This is a genomic window from Chryseobacterium sp. C-71, assembly GCF_020911865.1.
GTDB lineage: Bacteria > Bacteroidota > Bacteroidia > Flavobacteriales > Weeksellaceae > Chryseobacterium.
In genome coordinates this window covers 1828870-1846531 of the sequence record NZ_CP087131.1, presented here as the reverse complement: position 1 = coordinate 1846531, position 17662 = coordinate 1828870, and the positions used below count along the sequence as shown (strand labels likewise).

At 34.7% G+C, this 17662-nt stretch carries 17 protein-coding genes; 14 read left to right on the top strand and 3 right to left on the bottom strand.

Features of this window, described 5'->3' with window-relative positions; all coding sequences use genetic code 11:
• Nucleotides 1-16 precede the first annotated feature (16 nt).
• From LNP04_RS08405 to LNP04_RS08365, 9 genes are all read left to right on the top strand, one after another.
• Complete coding sequence (locus LNP04_RS08405) at nt 17-445, top strand: DUF3592 domain-containing protein (RefSeq protein WP_229986060.1); 429 nt, start codon at nt 17-19, stop codon at nt 443-445.
• Between the two features lie 46 nt (nt 446-491).
• Nucleotides 492-1652 (top strand): type VI secretion system baseplate subunit TssK, encoded by a 1161-nt coding sequence (locus tag LNP04_RS08400; protein ID WP_229986059.1) that lies wholly within the window; start codon nt 492-494, stop codon nt 1650-1652.
• Between the two features lie 106 nt (nt 1653-1758).
• Nucleotides 1759-2271: a type VI secretion system TssO gene (tssO, locus tag LNP04_RS08395; protein ID WP_229986058.1), complete on the top strand. Its 513-nt coding sequence runs from the start codon at nt 1759-1761 to the stop codon at nt 2269-2271.
• An 8-nt stretch (nt 2272-2279) separates the two neighbouring features.
• A complete protein-coding gene (locus tag LNP04_RS08390) occupies nt 2280-2873 on the top strand; it encodes a hypothetical protein (RefSeq protein WP_229986057.1) in 594 nt (197 codons plus the stop codon).
• A complete protein-coding gene (locus LNP04_RS08385) occupies nt 2851-3540 on the top strand; it encodes a hypothetical protein (RefSeq protein ID WP_229986056.1) in 690 nt (229 codons plus the stop codon). Before LNP04_RS08390 ends, LNP04_RS08385 begins: the two co-directional genes overlap by 23 nt.
• A 5-nt stretch (nt 3541-3545) precedes the next feature.
• The gene (locus tag LNP04_RS08380) at nt 3546-3974 is read left to right on the top strand and encodes a GPW/gp25 family protein (RefSeq protein WP_229986055.1); all 429 of its coding nucleotides are present in this window, start codon (nt 3546-3548) and stop codon (nt 3972-3974) included.
• Nucleotides 3975-3991: 17 nt separating this feature from the next.
• Nucleotides 3992-5818, top strand: coding sequence for a type VI secretion system baseplate subunit TssF (locus LNP04_RS08375; RefSeq protein ID WP_229986054.1), 1827 nt, complete (start codon nt 3992-3994; stop codon nt 5816-5818).
• Between the two features lie 63 nt (nt 5819-5881).
• The gene (locus LNP04_RS08370; RefSeq protein ID WP_229986053.1) at nt 5882-6346 is read left to right on the top strand and encodes a hypothetical protein; all 465 of its coding nucleotides are present in this window, start codon (nt 5882-5884) and stop codon (nt 6344-6346) included.
• 11 nt (nt 6347-6357) lie between these two features.
• Nucleotides 6358-7725, top strand: coding sequence for a DUF5458 family protein (locus tag LNP04_RS08365; protein WP_229986052.1), 1368 nt, complete (start codon nt 6358-6360; stop codon nt 7723-7725).
• Nucleotides 7726-8020: 295 nt separating this feature from the next.
• Here LNP04_RS08365 and LNP04_RS08360 read toward each other — a convergent pair whose 3' ends face one another.
• Genes LNP04_RS08360 through LNP04_RS08350 form a run of 3 tightly spaced genes read right to left on the bottom strand, consistent with a single transcriptional unit; the run spans nt 8021 to nt 9194 of the window.
• The gene (locus tag LNP04_RS08360) at nt 8021-8533 is read right to left on the bottom strand and encodes an IS3 family transposase (protein WP_229986051.1); all 513 of its coding nucleotides are present in this window, start codon (nt 8531-8533) and stop codon (nt 8021-8023) included.
• On the bottom strand, nt 8502-8858 hold the full coding sequence (locus tag LNP04_RS08355) for an IS3 family transposase (protein WP_229986050.1): 357 nt from the start codon (nt 8856-8858) through the stop codon (nt 8502-8504). The genes LNP04_RS08360 and LNP04_RS08355 overlap by 32 nt, the downstream gene beginning before the upstream one ends.
• 33 nt (nt 8859-8891) lie before the next feature.
• Nucleotides 8892-9194 (bottom strand): transposase, encoded by a 303-nt coding sequence (locus LNP04_RS08350; RefSeq protein WP_229986049.1) that lies wholly within the window; start codon nt 9192-9194, stop codon nt 8892-8894.
• 296 nt (nt 9195-9490) lie between these two features.
• Between LNP04_RS08350 and LNP04_RS08345 the strand changes: the two genes are divergently transcribed.
• From LNP04_RS08345 to LNP04_RS08325, 5 genes are all read left to right on the top strand, one after another.
• Nucleotides 9491-10171 carry a response regulator transcription factor gene (locus LNP04_RS08345; protein WP_229986048.1) on the top strand — a complete coding sequence of 227 codons (681 nt, stop codon included), beginning with the start codon at nt 9491-9493 and terminating at the stop codon, nt 10169-10171.
• Nucleotides 10172-11536, top strand: coding sequence for an ATP-binding protein (locus LNP04_RS08340; protein WP_229986047.1), 1365 nt, complete (start codon nt 10172-10174; stop codon nt 11534-11536).
• A 473-nt stretch (nt 11537-12009) separates the two neighbouring features.
• Nucleotides 12010-13251 carry a TolC family protein gene (locus LNP04_RS08335; protein ID WP_229986046.1) on the top strand — a complete coding sequence of 414 codons (1242 nt, stop codon included), beginning with the start codon at nt 12010-12012 and terminating at the stop codon, nt 13249-13251.
• A 2-nt stretch (nt 13252-13253) separates the two neighbouring features.
• On the top strand, nt 13254-14336 hold the full coding sequence (locus LNP04_RS08330) for an efflux RND transporter periplasmic adaptor subunit (RefSeq protein ID WP_229986045.1): 1083 nt from the start codon (nt 13254-13256) through the stop codon (nt 14334-14336).
• 189 nt (nt 14337-14525) lie between these two features.
• Complete coding sequence (locus tag LNP04_RS08325; protein ID WP_229986044.1) at nt 14526-17624, top strand: efflux RND transporter permease subunit; 3099 nt, start codon at nt 14526-14528, stop codon at nt 17622-17624.
• Nucleotides 17625-17662: the final 38 nt, after the last annotated feature.

The window sequence follows — 17662 nt, the reverse complement described above, 5'->3', positions numbered from 1 at the left end:
TAAACACAAATATAAAATGAGCAAAGGTTTATTATTAATAGGAATAATTCTTTTAGGTATTGCCGTGTATATGGGATATAATAAATATACATTTCTTGAAAATGCCATTAAAACAAAAGCAATTGTAGTTTCTTATAGAACTACCACAGAAAAAGAAACCAGAAAAAACGGAAATAAAAGAACTACAAAAAATACCACCTATTACTATCCGAAATTTGAATTTAAAGATATACAAAACCGTCTTATACAAGTAGAATCTAATGTGGGACAGGGTAATTCAAAACCCTATTCTATTGGGAGTCAGGTTGAGATTGTATATTCAAAAGAAAATCCGCAGGAAGCCAAAATTAATAGTTTTCTAAATCAATGGTTGTTCACAACAATTGTAGGAGGATTTTCTTTATTGTTTTTAATTATAGCTTTCGCATTTCAACGAAAAAAGTAATAACAACTTGAATAGAAATAAACTTAAGAAGAACAAATAAAGCACCATGATAGAAAAGCTAAACCATTTCCCCGTAAACTGGATAGACGGGATGAAAATTAATAAAAACCATTTTGCTGATGTTCAGGATTTTGTGAGCGACTCTGTGAGAGATGCTACAGGAATTCATACATCAATGATCAACTACGGATTATTGCCGGTAAATGACTCCATCAAATTAAGCTTAATCATTGATAATCATAAACTACTCAGAATAAAAGTTGAAGAATGTCACGCAATCACGCCAAGTGGGTCAAGAATTGACATAGGAGCCGGAAGCTCTGAAGCGATTAATTTATCTATTCCATATCCGGAGGCGGCTTATGAAATAAAAGATAATGAAAATGTTGTTTTAATGGCTTGCCTTTCGGTGAACCATTTTAAAAGAACACCCTTTGGAGAACCTGATCCGGAAGAAAACCCACCAAGATATCCTTATACACAACCAGAATATTCATTAAATCTTGTTCCGGAAAAAGAACTGAAAAATACTTTAGGATTTGGTACAGGTTATCTAACAATTGGAAAAATATTGGTTAATGCAGGCGAATCAAGAATTGATGAAGATTATATTCCGCCTTGTGTAAGTATTACAAGTTCAAAAAAATTGCAGGATTTATATGTGGAAATCGACCGTTTCTACGGGCAAATTGAGTTGTATGCCGTACAAATTGAACAAAAAATTCACGCTAAAAAACAAAGTAATTCTTTAGCAGTGATGATGGGGCTGATGGCGGATAAAACGCTTAATTATCTTGGTCAGGAGATCAACAGATTCAGATGGCTTTCTCCACACACGCCTCCCGCCAATATGTTGCTGTCGGTTGTTGCTTTGGCAAGAGTGCTGAAAAACTTTATTGACGCAAGATCGGGAGCCGGAAAGGAAGAATTACTGAATTATTTTGCCGAATGGTGCAATGTAAGTCAGGGGCATTTTGAAACTATTTTCACAGATGTTATCAATACAGATTACAATCATAATCATATGGATGTAACCATTGCGAAAGTGAAAATATTTATGAAAACGCTTGAAGATCTTTATTCAGTTCTCAACAGACTAGATTACATCGGTAAAAAACGAGACGGAAGCATCTTCGTTTCAGAGAATACTGATGACAGAGATTCTGTGATTCACGCCAAACGAAGCAGAACTTTTCTTGCAGATTAAACATCAATAATAATTTATAAACGATAATTGATGACGCAAAATTGATGAATTATTTTTCATCGATCAACCATCATTTATCAATCATTAATAATACTTATTAATATCTATGGAAGTCCTTAATAAAAAAGAGCGCTCAAGAGCATTTTCGTTTTTCATCTTGTTTTTCGTAATAACCGTTATCGTTTTGTTGATTGCAGTGTTTTTCAATGCTTATTTTCCATTCAAAGAAAACAGCTTGCTGAAAGCTGAAAACTCCAAAATGAAAAGAGAAATGGAAACACAGGATAAGTTTTCTTTCCAGTTGGAGAAGGTAAAGTCTGCTGTAGATTCGATAGGTGTTCCGGGGCAAAATGATTTCTTTAACGAGAAATTATCACTATCCATCCTTGCCGATATGTACAAGCAGCTACCAAAAGATACGCTGAAGAATAAGGTAATGTATAATAACACCATTATGACCTTTAAAGATCTTGTGGATGCTAAAAAACAAATCAAGCAATTGTCTGGAAATCAGATGACAATGGATAGTCTTCAAACTATTAACAAAACATTGAAGGATGAGTATGACAAGATAAGAACAGATCTTGATGTTTGTCGTCAATTGTATCAGGCTCAATAATGGTGAAAATGAGAAATTCAATATTCATTCTTTTTATTTTTCTCTCCGGGATGTTCCGTGTTGATGCTCAGGAAAAAGCTGTTACAGACAGTACAGATTCATCCTATGCAAATGCTGATTGTGGGATTATTCAGACAAAACAGAAATTAGATAAAAAGCCATTTGCGAGTACAACCCCATTGCATCTGAGAGTTAACAATAGCGATTATGTTTATGGAACATTGCAGTTAGGAAAGAGAAAGAATAAAGTCTTTATGTACATCCAGATTTTAGATAAAAATGTATGTGTGAAAAAAGATAAGGTTTTGGATGTTTTTTTCAAAACAGGTGAGGTTGTCACTTACAAAAATGGTTTTTCGTTGAATTGTGATGGTTTTTTTGCGAAACAACTTAGTAAAAAAGAATTTGAAAAACTGAGATTAAATGATATCGATTTGATTAAACTTTATACTTACAAGAAGAACTATGAATTATATGTGAGTGAAGTTCAGAATATCGATATTGATAATCAGTTGGATTGCTTATCTGCCTATAAAATCAAAAAAACTGACGAAGTAAAAATCAAAAAAACGAAAAAAAATGAGCCCGCTTCCGGAACTTAATCTCAATCTTGGAATGTCCAAAAGCTCTTCATCAACAGATGAAAGAGAAGAAATTGTGGTGCGAACCGATTCAGGACTTCGTAAGCATACTATTTCGATGATTATTTCTGATGAGGAAGTGGGAAAAGTACATTTAAAAATCAATAATAAGGAAGTTGAGATTCCTACTTATAAATTGACCGTTACTGATGATAAAACCAATGAAACTGAAGCTTATCAAGTGACAAGAGATACTTTGAATTTTGTAAAAACGACCACTAAAAAAAGTATTTTGTCTTTCTTGGGAATTAAACGTTTTGACAAAACTTCTTTTTTATATGAAAATATAGCGTACGAACCGTTGCGTGAGAATATTGAAAAATTTGATATTTCCAGACATCGAAGTCTTAATCAGGAGAAACTTATTTACCAGCTTTCAGGTAACGGACAGAATATAATGCTTTATTCTGGTAATGTTAATGAATTTGAAAAACAGGATGAAATTACTCAATATTTTATCATTGTCGATAATAATGATGGTCAAAGCTTTATCGGAGATATTCTGTATCGTGAGAAGTTTTTGAAACTGACCCCAAAAGTAGAATTACAAATTATCAGAAGACGGAAAGTGGCGAAAAACTTCGAGTATGATGATAAGGGAAATATTAAGAGAACGATTTATTTTTAGAAATAATGAGAGGAATATACTATAAAATACCAATGGATTTTGAGGCAATCGTCAACAAAAAAGACGCTGAGAAAATCTCTATTGATAATTCCATAAGTCAGCAGATTTTTTTGATTTCGACAACGGCTTTAGGAGAATGTAAGTTTGATGAAACCTTTGGTACAGAGATTTGGGAAATGGATTTTGACCTTCTTAAAACTGACAATAGTTTAAAAGAATTCATCGTGAGTTCTATGAAAAAATCAATTGTAATGCACGAGAAAAGATTGCTTTTGGAAGATGTAGAAGTTTCTGTAAAAGACCATAATCTGGGAACCATTGGAAAGAGAAGAATGAAAAAAAGAGTAGTAATCTCTGTAAAAGGACAGGTTTTGGAAACCAACAGACCTTTTCTTTTTCAGAATTCATTTTTTGTAGGGCCGCTTTCATATTAAAAAACACAAATCACAAAATGAATCAGGAAAGAATAAAAGACAGAATATTAAGAAGAGCAGCAAGACTTTGGGGCTACAATGAGCTGGAAGCAGAAACTTCCTTTGACCCGATTGTGAGCCTGCTTCTTTCTGCAACTGCTTCAGAACTTGAAAAATTAGGTTTTGAGCTGGAAAGTTCACGATCAAGAATCATAGAAAGGATTCTTGAAATTATGTTTCCGGAAGAAGTTTCCGGAGTAATTCCTGCAAGGTCATTGATTCAGGTTTTTCCTCTGGAAAACCAGTCGATAATATCTTTATACAATCATTTTAAAACAAGCAAACGCATTCATAATGTGTTTAACCCAACTGAAAGCGGAAGCAAGGATGTTTTCTTCTGTCCGACTATCGAGGTGAAACTGACCACCGCAAAAGTAGAATACATTGCTTACGGAAATACTCTGAACCAGGTAGAAAGTTTCTTTTTTACAGACAATTTGTCAAAAGGAGACCATCATATTCCGTCCGGAGAAATGTGGGTAGGAATCCGTAACAAAGACAAGTCAGAATTTGAAAACTTGATGTTTTATATTGATATAAATAATAATTATCAGAAAGAATTATTTTTTTATTATCTAAAACAGGCAAAGATTTATTTCGGAGAACGAGAATTTTCATTGCAGGAAGGTTATAATGTAGATCAGGGAAATATTAATCTTGAGAATATCATTACCAAAAACTATTCAGATCTTGAGCATATTTACACAGATGTCAACCAATATTATTCTTCTAATTTTTTCACTTTAAAAGAAAAATTAGCAAATTCTGATAAACCTCAAAATGAAGAGTTGTTTGAAAAGTATTTTAAAAACAATAAACTTTCAGAAGATAAAGATATTATTTGGCTGAAATTTAAATTTTCGGAAGCGGTGGTGAGCGATGTTTTAGAAAATGTGAGCGTTACTCTGAACTGTATTCCAGTTGTGAATGTTCACAATGTAAAATCTTATCACAGAGTTACAGGAAGGCTAAATATCATTCCGATACAGTCTGATGATCATTTTCTGGATCTTGATTACGTTTCAGATGACAGAGGAAGGCGGTTTGATGTGAAAAATTATGAGGCTGAAAATAGTGGAATTTCCGCAGTTTTAAGAAAAGGCGGCGTGTCGAGATTTGACCAGCGTGGCGCTTCAGAACTGTTACAATATCTTTTGGAATTGATAAAAGATGAAAATGCTGCTTTTTCGGGAATCGGCGGAGATTCTGCAAAAGAAACTTTGAGACAGATTAATCAAAATGTTGCTGCTTTGCATCAATTAGCAAAAGAAAAAAGCTTCTCGCAAGCCAATAATCCGTATTTGGTCATCACTTCAGATTCTCAGGATTCAGAAGTTGCCTGTAATGCTTCATATTGGCTGACGCTTGCACAGGAAGGGAACGAGATAAAACCGGCAACTATATTAACTGTAGAAGGCTCAAATGCTCTAGCATTGGACAAAACAGCGGTAATGATAAAACCTTCAACCGGCGGGAGAAAAAGCCTGTCGTCACAAGATAAAATTTTAGAATACAGAAATTCTTTGCTGACCAGAGGCAGAATTGTGACTGTGGCAGACATCAGAATTTTTGGATTAAATCATTTTAAAAGCACGATAAAAGACATACAGGTTTCGAAAGGAACAAAAAAAGAAATCTCTCTGAAGGGAGGATTTAGCAGAACGATTGACATTTTTTTAATCAGAAATCCCGATGAAAAAGATTCAATTAAAGATTCGGAATGGGAATATCTATGCGAAAGTTTTCTGCTGAAACTAAAGAATGCTTCTGCAAATATATATCCCTACAGGATTTTTGAAAAATAAATATCACTTAAAAACTTTAAGATATTAACTAAACACATTTATTAACCCCTTTAAAAAAACACTATGTTAACAAACAAAGGAATTGGTGGCAATGAAGTTCCACTAGACGCAAGCGAGGCGATTTTCGAGATCCCTCAAAACAGAACGCTTTTAGCACAAAAACTGACAGCAGATGATCCTGTAAAACCGGAATTGGTAGAAGGATTGACTACGATTGACAAAGTTTTTGAGCATTTCAAACCAGAAATCAAGGTTGATTTTGAAGATGCTCAGGGATCTGTGAAAATGGAAAATCTAAAATTCAAAAACCTTGGCGATTTCGGTACAAAAGGAATCACAGGTCAAAGTGGATTTTTGAGTGGATTGGAAACTGAAAAAGATCAGTACCAAAAGATCATCAAACAATTGAAAACCAACAAAATTCTTAAAGCAGCTCTTGAAGATCCGGATGCTAAAAAAGGATTGCTGGATACCCTTCAGTCATTGATCAAAGAATTAGAAAGTAATAACACAACTCATAACAACTAAAAACACAAACAATGGCAAAACCAGAAGAATCAGTACAGGCTACATCAGCTCCTGTATTAGAACAAAAAAAGGGAGGTGCATCTTTAGAAAGCAGCCTTAATAAATTAGCACGTTACGGTGGTTTCGATTTGTTGGAAACCTCTATTGAAGGTGTGCAAAATATCAACCCGGACAGAAAAGCAAGAAGAAAAATTTTTCTTACAGAGCTGGCTAAAGAAAAAGAGAGAGAAACGCTTAAGAAAACTCTTGAACTTTGGGCAAGTGTGATCAGTAAAAACGATTCTTTAACCGATATGGTTGCGAACTGTGAAGACCAAAGAAAGTCTTCTGAAGATCTTCTTTCTAAAAACTTATCAAAAGCGGTTGATATCACAAGAGAACTGGAAGCGAACTACAGAACTGCAGCACTTTTCTACAAAAATACAGAATCTGATAAAGTAAAAAATATTACTGTTGTTAATGCTAATTTGGAGCAGTTAAAAGATCTTGATAACACGAGATTTATTGACACTATTCACGCAGAATTATCAGATAACTACGACAGATTAGATCTTAAAAATAACTATGGAATTCTTGTAATTCCGGGGTATTTAGGTTCTAATAAAGTGGTTGAAAAATGGGCAAAACTGGCTCACGAAAATAAAGTGATGTTAGTTACCGATTTTGAACATCTTGATGAACCAGATGATGTAATGGAAATGTTTGATCAGGCTTATTTGACTGGTGGAGACGTCTACAGAGCCAATGTTTTGATGACTTGTAACTGGTTGGTTGGAAGAGGAAGATTCGAAGATATCAACGAAACTGAAGATCTATTTATTCCACCTTCTGCGGCTTTGGCAGGGAAAATTTACCATACATTAATGTCCCAGGTAACTGCAGGTAAAAAGTTTGGAGGAATCAATGAAGTTGATGGTGTTAAATTCGATTTGAAGAAAAGTGAAATTGCCAATCTTGAAAACTTAGGACTTATCCCAATGGTAAATGAGTATGGGAAAGTAATGGCGTTCTCAGGAAAAACATTGTTTAACGGAGATAACTTAGGACTTCAGACGTATTCTGTGGTAAGAGTTTTCGATTATGTGACCAAAGTTTTGATGGATTTCTTAAACAGAAGAGCATTCGAAAACTTCACGGCAGTTACCAGAAAAGAAATTATGAACCAGATTGTTCGTTTCCTTGACGGAATTACAGGTCCTGGTAAACTGATTGAAAATTTTGAAATCAGAAAATTCGAGCAGGATCCTATACAAAAAGGCAGAATTCATCTTGATATTCATATGAAACCTTATTTCCCGGCTAAAAACTTCCTGATTAAAATGGATGGTCACAAAGGTGACGATGGAAATGAGTGGGAAACGGAGTATGAGCAGAAGTAAAAAACTGGATAGCAGATTAGGAATTAGAAAATAGACAAACTGTTTTCGTCATAATTTTAAATTATTTTTTCCTATTTGTTGTTCGTCATTTTGTGATTTGGTAACGCGGGAAATTATTTCCCGCGTTTTTTTATAGGCTTATTTTGGACATAATTAAAAAAAATATTGAATTTATATTTTTCAACGATTTGGAATTATTGAATTTTTATTTTAAATTTTCACTTCTTTATTTTGAGATATATAATTTTGGTTAGATTATTTATAATGGATATGCAAATGAAATTTCCAATATAAGTTAAGCTACATTTTTGTAAATTTTATTTTTATTGTTAAATTCTTCAATAGTTCTATAATTCAGAGTACTGTGCCTTCTTTTTTTATTATACCATATTTCAATATATTCAAAAATCTCAAGTTCTATTTGTTCCCTTGTGATAAGCTTGTTTCCGTAAATCAGTTCTGTTTTCAATGATTTGAAGGAACTTTCAGCTACTTCGTTATCCCAACAATTGCCTTTCCTGCTTATACTCCTTTTTACTCCATAAAATGCAAGAGTATTTGTAAATTTTTTATTTGCATACTGAACATCTATGTCTGAATGAAAAATTAATTTGCTACCTACTTTTCTATTTTTGACAGCCATTTTCCAAGCAGCTAAACTTGTCTCCGTTGTACTCATCCCAGTACTTGAGCTCCAACCAATTACTTTTCGATCAAACAAATCTATAATTGCTGTTAGGTATAAACAACCATCTTTGGTTTGGAGATAAGTGATGTCATAAGCCCCAAGCTTGGGATGGACTGCCAACCAAAAAGTTTCTATTCAGGATGTTCTCTGCAACCAAATAATTGTGTTTTGAATATGTTGTTACTCTAAATTTCCTGCTTAATCTACTTCTTAAACCAAGCTCTTTCATATATTTTGCAACCGTTATTTTGCCGGTTTTAAAAACTGAAGATTCTAATTCTACAGTAATTCTGGGACTTCCATAGCGCTGCTTTGATGCAAAATAAATAGATGTTATTTGTTTTTTTATGTCTTTTTTTCTTCTCTCTCTCTCTCTCTCTCTATTAGAAAGAGGCCTTGCCTTCCATTTATAATAACTACTGTAGCTTACTTTTAAACACTGCACATTTTTTCAATCGGAAATAAAGATTCATGATTCTTAATGAACTTGTATTTCATCGACCGCTCTTGGAAAAATGGCGATTGCTTTTTTCAATATATCGCGCTCAAGCTCTGCATCTCTAAGTCTTTTTTCTAATTCATGAATTTTTTCTTGCTCTGGAGTTTGTTTGAAATTACCCTTTCCTGGAAAACTCATCTCTCCAAACTCCTGATAATCTTTTCTCCATTTGTAAAGCATCGTAACTTCAATACAAAGCTCTCTTGCCAGTTCCAAAATATTAGATCGCTCATAGCTCAATTGAACTGAAGCCGGATCATAGATTTTTCGCCCTTGTTTCATACGTTACAATTAAGGTTTTATGCCTAACTCTAACTGGATGCTAAATTAGTGTATCCATAAAAAACCCTAGATAGAAATATCTGAGGTTTTTTGTTTTTAATCTGATTTGATTTTGACAAACTTTAAAAGTTTAATATTATTTTAATTAATCATAATTTAAAAACTAAAAACATTCAAATCAATAGCTTTAAACTAAGTCTTTCTTTTAACATTTTACTTATTTAAAAGCTTTCTCCAATCTTTCAATTCTCAACCTCATTATTTTTTTCATTAAATTCGTAGTAAATATATCCTTGATGAATATTCTTCTTTTGGAGGACGACCTCATTCTCTCTGCAGAATTGAGTAAGTTTTTGGAGTCAAACCGTTTTACCACCGACAGAATTTATGACGGAGAAACCTTTCTGCGCCAAATAAAAAATAATTCTTATGATCTGTATCTTTTAGATATCAATGTTCCAAAGATAAACGGATTGGATGTCTGTCAAACCATTAGGTCTTTCGATAAAAATACACCTATCATTATCATTTCCGCCTACGGAGATCTTTCAGATAAAAAAGATGCTTTTACAAGGCTGGCTGATGATTATCTGGTAAAACCTTTTCAGTTTGAAGAGTTATTGTTGCGTATGAATTCTTTATTGAGAAGAAAAGTGCCGACTGATAATGCGGATCAGGACATTATCAGAGTTGACGATTTAATTATCAATAAAACCGAACAAAAAGTCTTCAGAGCAGGAAACGAAATTGCTTTGACCTTAAAAGAATTTCAGCTCCTAGTTTATCTGGCAGAAGCGCAAGGAAGGACGGTTTCAAAACAGCAGATTACCGAAAACGTCTGGGAACATAATTTTAATACCAACACCAATACCGTTGAGGTTTACATCAATTTTCTTAGAAAGAAATTAGATAAAGATTTTAAAGTGAAGTTGATTCACACGCGTTCAGGTTTCGGGTATTATTTAAATCCTTTGTAGATGTCTTTAAAAAGGAAAATTGCGCTCACGCTTAGCATCTCGTTTTCATTACTTTTTGGTATTGTTCTCATCATTATTTATGTTTCTTTTAATGATTTCAGAAAGGAGGAGTTTAAAGAAAGGTTTGTCCGTAGATTAGATTTTACAACCAACTTTATTTCTAAGTCTAAAAACTTTGAGAACGAAGCACCCATTTTCTTCAATGAAAATTCAGATAATGTCTTGTTGAATGAAACAATTTTGATTTTTAATGCTAAAAAAGAACTGATTTACAGTACTATAAAAGACAGAAAAGTAACATGGGATAAAAATATTTTACAGGAAGTTGATCAAAAAAAAGCCGTTCACCAAGAAAATACCTATCCTGAAGTATACGCTGCTTTGAAAAACATCAACGGCGAAAATTATTACATTCTCACCAGCGCATTTGATACGAACGGACAGTCGAAATTGGATTATCTAAAATATCTTTTAATTACCGCTTTCATCACTTGTACGCTTCTGATTGGATTTTTCAGCTATTATTTTATGGGCAAATTTCTTCAGCCGTTGGAAGATTTGAACAAAGAAATTTCTGAGGTGACCGCACATAAGCTGACAACACAGATTCCTGTAGAGCAGTCGAATGATGAAATCAGTATTCTTGCGCAGTCTTTTAATACGATGATTGTTCGTCTGAATGATGTTTTTCAGTCACAAAAAGATTTTACGGCAAGTGCATCGCACGAAATCCGAACACCGATTACCAGAATGGCCTTCCAATTGGAAAATTTAATTAAACTCGAACAGCATTCTCCCGACACACTTTCAGCATTGAAGCAAATGTTAAAAGATGTCTATCAGCTTTCAGATTTAACGAACTCTCTTTTGCTGCTCACAAAATTCGATAAAGAAAATATTCAGACGATATATGAGGAAGTACGAATTGATGAAGTTATATTTGAATCTTTCGAGCGTGTTCAAAAAAGTTTTCCCAATCTCAATATGGATTTTTTGATCTCTGAAAATACTTCCGACCAGGCTTTTCTGACGTTAAAAGGAGTACAATCGTTACTCACTATTGTTTTTATCAATTTATTTAAAAATGCTGCTGTCTATTCCGACGATTCTGAAGCGAAAGTTTTAATCACAGAAAATGAATCTCAACTCATCGTAGACGTTGTATCAGCCGGAAATACCATTTCAACGGAAGAGCAACCCAAATTATTTGATGCCTTCATGCGTGGAAATAATTCTCAAAACATCACAGGCTCCGGTCTTGGACTCCGAATTGCTAAAAGAATCCTCGAATATCACAATGCGAAAATAAATTACAACTCGCCTGCTGAATATACCAATAAGTTTACGGTTACTTTTAATAAATAATATTTTTGAACCATTAAGAATTTGAAGTAAGGAAGAATATTAAGCTAAGCTTCCCTTTAAGCAGTGTAGTTGAGAATTCATATAATTCTATGCGATCACTCGTAATTGAAAATAGTTTGTGTTTCTTTGTTAAGTTTACGCCTTTGTATCTCTTAAAAAAAGGTCAATATTTAAAATTCTTTGTTTGGCTTTGCGTCAAATTAAGCAGTATAACAAATAATTTCTAAATCATTCAATTTTAAATTTTTTTTTTGAAAAATACTGTGGGGCAATTTATTAAATAGTCTGCTTTTAAGAAAAAATCTATATGATTTTCTTAAAGAATCATAATCTTTTCACCCTCCTTAATGGTTCAAAATTAATGCTTCAAAAAACGTTTCAAACTCCTCCCAAGATCAATTTAATTTTTTTTTAAGCCTCCTTTAAGGTCGTTTTAATCGAGCAGCTGCACTTTTGTCATCAAAATTGAGAGAATGAACAAAATTGCAGGACTGTTCGTTGTTATTTCTTCGATGATGACAGCGCAACAGCAAATGTCGCTTTTGGATTGCGAAAATGCCTTTCAGCAAAATAATCTTCAGCTTCTTGCCGAACAGTACAACATCAATATGGCTGATGCTGATATTCTGCAGGCTAAAATCTGGGAACTTCCGCAGATGAGTGGTTACATCAATGCATATAATCCCGAGGACAGAAAAGTTTTAGATGCCGGTAAAGCCAAAGGTTTTGAAGTGACACAGCTGATTTACATGGGCGGAAAGAAGAAAAATGAAGTCGCTTTTGCAAAATCCAATAAAGATTTGGCGCAGCTTCAATTTACGCAATTGCTGGTTGAATTAAGAACACAGCTTCATACCAATTACTACAATCTTTATTATGAAAAACTGAAGCTTGAAAATACAAATAAGCAATTGGGATATATGAATGATCTATTGAAAGCTTATAAAGTACAATCTGCTAAAGGAAATGTTTCGTTAAAAGATGAAGTGAGACTGCAAAGCATCGTCATTCAGTTGAATAATGATAAACTGGGAATCAATAAAGACATTTTGGAATTTGAGCAAAACTTAAAAGTTCTTACAGGAATTGCCGAAAATATAGAGCCTCAGATTTCAGATGACGAAGTAAAACAAATTCTTGCTGCGCAACCATTTGGTGATGAATCTGATTTAAAAAGGAAAGCCATCGAAAACAACGCAGATTATTTATTTAATCTAAAACTGATTGATAATTCTAAACTGTATGCTCAATGGCAAAAATCTCTCAATGTTCCGGATCTGAATGTGGGTGCAGAATATGATCAAGCTTCCGGAACTTTTAGAAATGAAGTCAATGTAAAGGTTGGAATTCCGATTCCGCTTTGGAAAGTGAATAAAGGAAATGTGCAGAAAGCTAATTTTGCCATTCAGCAAAATCAGAGAAATGCAGAATTTCAAAAACTGAATCTCGAAACTAAAGTGCAGTCCGCTTTTCAAATGTGGAAAAATCAGTATGAACAGTTGCTAGAAATTAAATCTACCGACCTCGATAATCTCGACTTAGTCTATAACGGAATTCTGAAAAACTTCAGAAACGGAAACGTCAATCTCATCGATTTTACAGATTTTATGGAAAGTTACCGTCAGACTTCGCTTCAGATCTATGATATGAAAAACGAACTGATACAGTCTGCAGAACAACTCAATCAATTGGTACAAACGAAAATCTTCTATTAAAAATGAATAAATTAATATTCCCCATAATTACAGCACTTTTTTTAACGTCTTGTTCAAAAGAGTTACCACCAAAACAAATTCAGACAAAAGGTTTTGAGCTGAGCAATACGATGCTCGAATCCATCACCACAGCAAAAGCTGAATTCAAAAACATAGAAGACACCTACAGTTTTTACGGAAAAATATCTGCAGACAGAAATTCTTACATCGACGTTTATCCTTTGGTCGGCGGAAATGTAATGAGTGTAAATGTTGAATTGGGAGATTATGTAAAGAAAGGTCAGGTTCTCGCCACCATAAGAAGTACAGAGTTGGCAGATGTTCAGAAAGATGTAAGTGATGCTAAAACCGATTTATTGGTTGCTCAAAACAACTTGCGTGTTGCCAAAGAAATGTACGAAGGAAAGCTGACGACCGAAAGAGATGTTTTAGAAGCGAAAAGTCAGTTGCAGAAAGCACAAGATCAAATGCAGAGATCTTCCGCAGTAAGTACGGTTTACAATGTGAAAAGAGGAAATATTTACAGTGTTCTCGCTCCAATCAACGGATATATTGTTCACAAAGACATCAACAAAGACATGCAGCTGAGAAGTGACCGAAGTGAAAATATTTTTGATGTGGCCAATACCACCAACGTGTGGGCAATTATGAATGTCAATGAATCTGATATTGATAAAATTACTCTAGGAATGACCGCACAGGTTTCTACATTGTCATATCCGGATAAAGTTTTTGATGGTAAAATTGATAAAATATTTAAAATCATCGACCCACAGACGAATGCGATGCAGGCGAGAGTGGTTTTAGATAATGCCAACGGATTATTGATTCCGGAGAGTAAAGCGACCATCAAAGTTTCAAAGTCTGAAAATGCTTCAGCGCTTTCCGTTCCCTCAAAAGCAGTCATTTTTGATTATGACAGAAGTTTTGTGGTTGTTTTTAAATCCCGAACAGATGTCAAAGTAAAAGAAATAAAAGTCTTGAAACAACTCGGTGATGTCACTTACATTTCAGAAGGTCTGGCGGAAGGAGAAAATGTAATCACAAATAATCAGTTGTTGATTTACCGTTCACTGAAAAACTAAGATGAACATTAAACATTCAGGGAAATCTTTGATTTTCTTTCTAATGTGCTCTTTTAAGCAAAATAAAGTATAAATCTCTAATTTGACTTATGTGTTTAAATCATTTAAACGATTTTCTTAGTTAAAGTTTTTCAAAATTAAACATTTAGTTATTAATCTGACATCTAAAGCTAACCTCTAATTTCTATCATGAATAAATTCATTAAAAATATCATTTCATTTTCACTCAAAAATAAAGCCTTCACCTTTATTTGGGTAGCGGTTTTGGCGGTTGCGGGTTTTATCAGTTTCAAAAATATGCCGATTGAAGCTTTTCCTGATGTCACCAACACTCAAATCGTCATCATCACCCAATGGAATGGCCGAAGTGCCGAAGAAGTGGAGCGTTTTGTTACGACACCCATTGAGCTGGCGATGAGTCCGGTTCAGAAAAAAACAAGCGTGAGAAGTACCACGATGTTCGGACTTTCTATTGTTAAAATTCTCTTCGATGATGGAGTAGACGATATGTTTGCCAGAAATCAGGTTAACAATCAGCTTCGAAATGTGAGTCTTCCTGATGAGGTTGACCCGGAAGTGCAACCACCTTACGGACCGACCGGAGAAATTTTCAGATATACTTTACAAAGCAAAACCAAAGATTCAAGAGAGTTGCTGACATTACAAAACTGGGTGATCGACCGTGCGCTGAGAGGCGTTCCGGGAGTAGCAGACATCAACGTTTTTGGTGGTCAGGATAAAGTGTTTGAGTTGAGTATTGACCCTAGAGCTTTAGATAAATACAACCTGACACCTCTGCAGGTTTTTGAAGCCGTAACGAAAAGCAATTTAAATGTTGGTGGAGATGTTATTGAGAAAAACGGACAAGCCTACGTTGTTCGGGGAATTGGTTTGGTACAGTCCAATGAAGATATCGGAAATATCACGATTCAAAACGATAGCGGAAACCCGGTTTTGGTTAAAAATGTCGCAGAAGTTCACGAGAGTTCGTTGCCAAGGGTAGGGCAGGCCGGTCTGAATAAACAGGATGATACCGTAGAAGGAATTGTGGTGATGCGAAAAGGTGAAAACCCTCGTGAGGTTTTGGTTGGTGTGAAAGCTAAAATTAATGAGCTGAACGAGAAAATCCTGTCGAAAGATGTAAAAATGGTCACTTTCTACGATCGTGATAATCTGATGGATTTCACCACAGAAACAGTAATGCATAATTTACTGGAAGGAATTATTCTGGTGACGGTTATTGTTTTAATATTCATGGCAGACTGGCGTACAACTTTGATTGTTTCCATCATCATTCCTTTATCCTTATTGTTTGCTTTCTTGTGTTTAAAAATGGCGGGCATGAGTGCTAATTTATTATCACTTGGAGCAGTGGATTTTGGGATTATCATCGATGGAGCCGTCGTCATGGTCGAAGGAATCTTTGTGATGCTCGACCATAAAGCCAAAAAATATGGTCCTGAAAAATTCAACAAAATGGCAAAAGCCGGCTGGATCAAACAGACCGGAACAGGTTTGGGAAAAGCAATTTTCTTTTCAAAATTAATTATCATTACGTCATTAATTCCAATTTTCTCATTTCAGAAGGTGGAAGGGAAGATGTTTTCACCATTGGCATTCACGCTTGGTTTTGCATTGATTGGAGCTTTGATTTTTACGCTGACTTTGGTTCCGGTTCTTACTCATCTGCTTTTAAATAAAAATGTGAGAGAAAAGAACAATCCGTTTGTGAATTTCTGGGACAGAATCGTGCTGAAAGGTTTCAGTTTTACATTTAAACATAAAAAATTCAGTTTAATTGTTGCACTGTCTTTCATGGCAGTCACATTATTTTCTGGGAAATTTTTAGGAACAGAATTCTTACCTCAATTAAATGAAGGTTCATTGTGGATCACTGCAGAAATGCCGATGAGTTCATCTTTAAAAGAATCGTTGAAGACTGCCGATATTCTGAAAAAAGACATCATGGGCGTTCCCGAAGTGACTGATGTTCTGGCGCAAACCGGACGAAGCAATGACGGAACAGATCCCAACGGTTTCGGATTTGTGCAGTTTGCAGTGAATCTTCAGCCAAAAGATCAGTGGAAAAGAAAAATCAATTATGAAGAACTGGTAGAAGAAATTGATAAAAAACTCAGAAATTATCAGGGAATTACTTTCAACTATTCTCAGCCAATTTCTGATAACGTGGCAGAAGCCGTTGCAGGTTTTAAAGCTGAAAATGGAATTAAAATTTATGGTGACAATTTGCAGACGCTTGACCGATTGGCAGATGAGGTTTTAAAATCCATCAAAGATGTAGAAGGTGTAAAAGATGCTGGGATTATTAAAAATATCGGTCAGCCTGAAGTGAGTGTTGTTTTAGATAGAAATAAAATGGCGGCTTACGGCGTAATGCCGGATGATGCCCAGTCCGTTTTGGAAATGGCATTCGGTGGAAAAACGGCTTCAGAAATGTTCGACGGCGAAAGGAAATTCCCAATCAGGCTGCGTTATTCTGAAGAGTACAGAAAAGATGAAAAAGACATTGCTTCACTCATGGTTCCTACGCAGGACGGTGCAAAAATTCCTTTAAAGGAAATCAGTACGATTGTAAAAGATAACGGTGCGGCATTTATTTACAGAGATGATATTAAAAGGTATATCGGAATTAAATTCTCCATCCGTGATCGTGATTTGGGAGGAACAATCGGTGATGCGCAGAAAGAAGTGGCAAAAATTAAAATTCCTGACGGATATTCTGTAGGCTGGACGGGTCAGTTTGAAAACCAGCAAAGAGCTACAAAAAGACTGACAGAGGTCGTTCCTATAAGTATTCTGGGTATTTTCTTCCTTTTATTCATCCTTTTTGGAAATATGAAAGATTCATTGTTGGTGTTGGCGAACGTTCCTTTCGCTTTAATTGGTGGAATTATCGCATTGCATGTAACGAATATGAATTTCGGTATTTCTGCCGGAGTGGGAATGATTGCTCTTTTGGGAATTTGTATTCAAAACGGAGTTATTCTCATCACAGAATTCCATCAGAATGTAAAAGACGGATTAAAAATAGATGAAGCAATCTTTAGTGGAGTTAAATCCAGGACGAGACCTGTAATTATGACAGCATTAATGGCGTCCATCGGACTTTTGCCCGCTGCCTTGTCTACAGGTATCGGTTCAGAATCACAAAAACCTTTGGCGATTGTAATCATTGGCGGATTAATTACGGCAACATTTTTAACCTTATTAATCTTCCCGATTATCTTTTGGGTATTTAATAAAACCAAGAAAACAGAAGTTTTATAGCTTAAAGGCTACTCATTAAAATTAAAAAAATCATTCTT

What these genes read in the sequence shown, in the direction of transcription:
- LNP04_RS08335 (WP_229986046.1), top strand. Translation starts at nt 12,010, where the DNA reads ATGAACAAAATTGCAGGACTGTTCGTTGTTATTTCTTCGATGATGACA.
- LNP04_RS08390 (WP_229986057.1), top strand. Translation starts at nt 2,280, where the DNA reads ATGAGAAATTCAATATTCATTCTTTTTATTTTTCTCTCCGGGATGTTC.
- LNP04_RS08370 (WP_229986053.1), top strand. Translation starts at nt 5,882, where the DNA reads ATGTTAACAAACAAAGGAATTGGTGGCAATGAAGTTCCACTAGACGCA.
- LNP04_RS08325 (WP_229986044.1), top strand. Translation starts at nt 14,526, where the DNA reads ATGAATAAATTCATTAAAAATATCATTTCATTTTCACTCAAAAATAAA.
- LNP04_RS08400 (WP_229986059.1), top strand. Translation starts at nt 492, where the DNA reads ATGATAGAAAAGCTAAACCATTTCCCCGTAAACTGGATAGACGGGATG.
- LNP04_RS08375 (WP_229986054.1), top strand. Translation starts at nt 3,992, where the DNA reads ATGAATCAGGAAAGAATAAAAGACAGAATATTAAGAAGAGCAGCAAGA.
- LNP04_RS08340 (WP_229986047.1), top strand. Translation starts at nt 10,172, where the DNA reads ATGTCTTTAAAAAGGAAAATTGCGCTCACGCTTAGCATCTCGTTTTCA.
- LNP04_RS08345 (WP_229986048.1), top strand. Translation starts at nt 9,491, where the DNA reads ATGAATATTCTTCTTTTGGAGGACGACCTCATTCTCTCTGCAGAATTG.
- tssO (WP_229986058.1), top strand. Translation starts at nt 1,759, where the DNA reads ATGGAAGTCCTTAATAAAAAAGAGCGCTCAAGAGCATTTTCGTTTTTC.
- LNP04_RS08405 (WP_229986060.1), top strand. Translation starts at nt 17, where the DNA reads ATGAGCAAAGGTTTATTATTAATAGGAATAATTCTTTTAGGTATTGCC.
- LNP04_RS08330 (WP_229986045.1), top strand. Translation starts at nt 13,254, where the DNA reads ATGAATAAATTAATATTCCCCATAATTACAGCACTTTTTTTAACGTCT.
- LNP04_RS08350 (WP_229986049.1), bottom strand. Translation starts at nt 9,194, where the DNA reads ATGAAACAAGGGCGAAAAATCTATGATCCGGCTTCAGTTCAATTGAGC.
- LNP04_RS08385 (WP_229986056.1), top strand. Translation starts at nt 2,851, where the DNA reads ATGAGCCCGCTTCCGGAACTTAATCTCAATCTTGGAATGTCCAAAAGC.
- LNP04_RS08380 (WP_229986055.1), top strand. Translation starts at nt 3,546, where the DNA reads ATGAGAGGAATATACTATAAAATACCAATGGATTTTGAGGCAATCGTC.
- LNP04_RS08365 (WP_229986052.1), top strand. Translation starts at nt 6,358, where the DNA reads ATGGCAAAACCAGAAGAATCAGTACAGGCTACATCAGCTCCTGTATTA.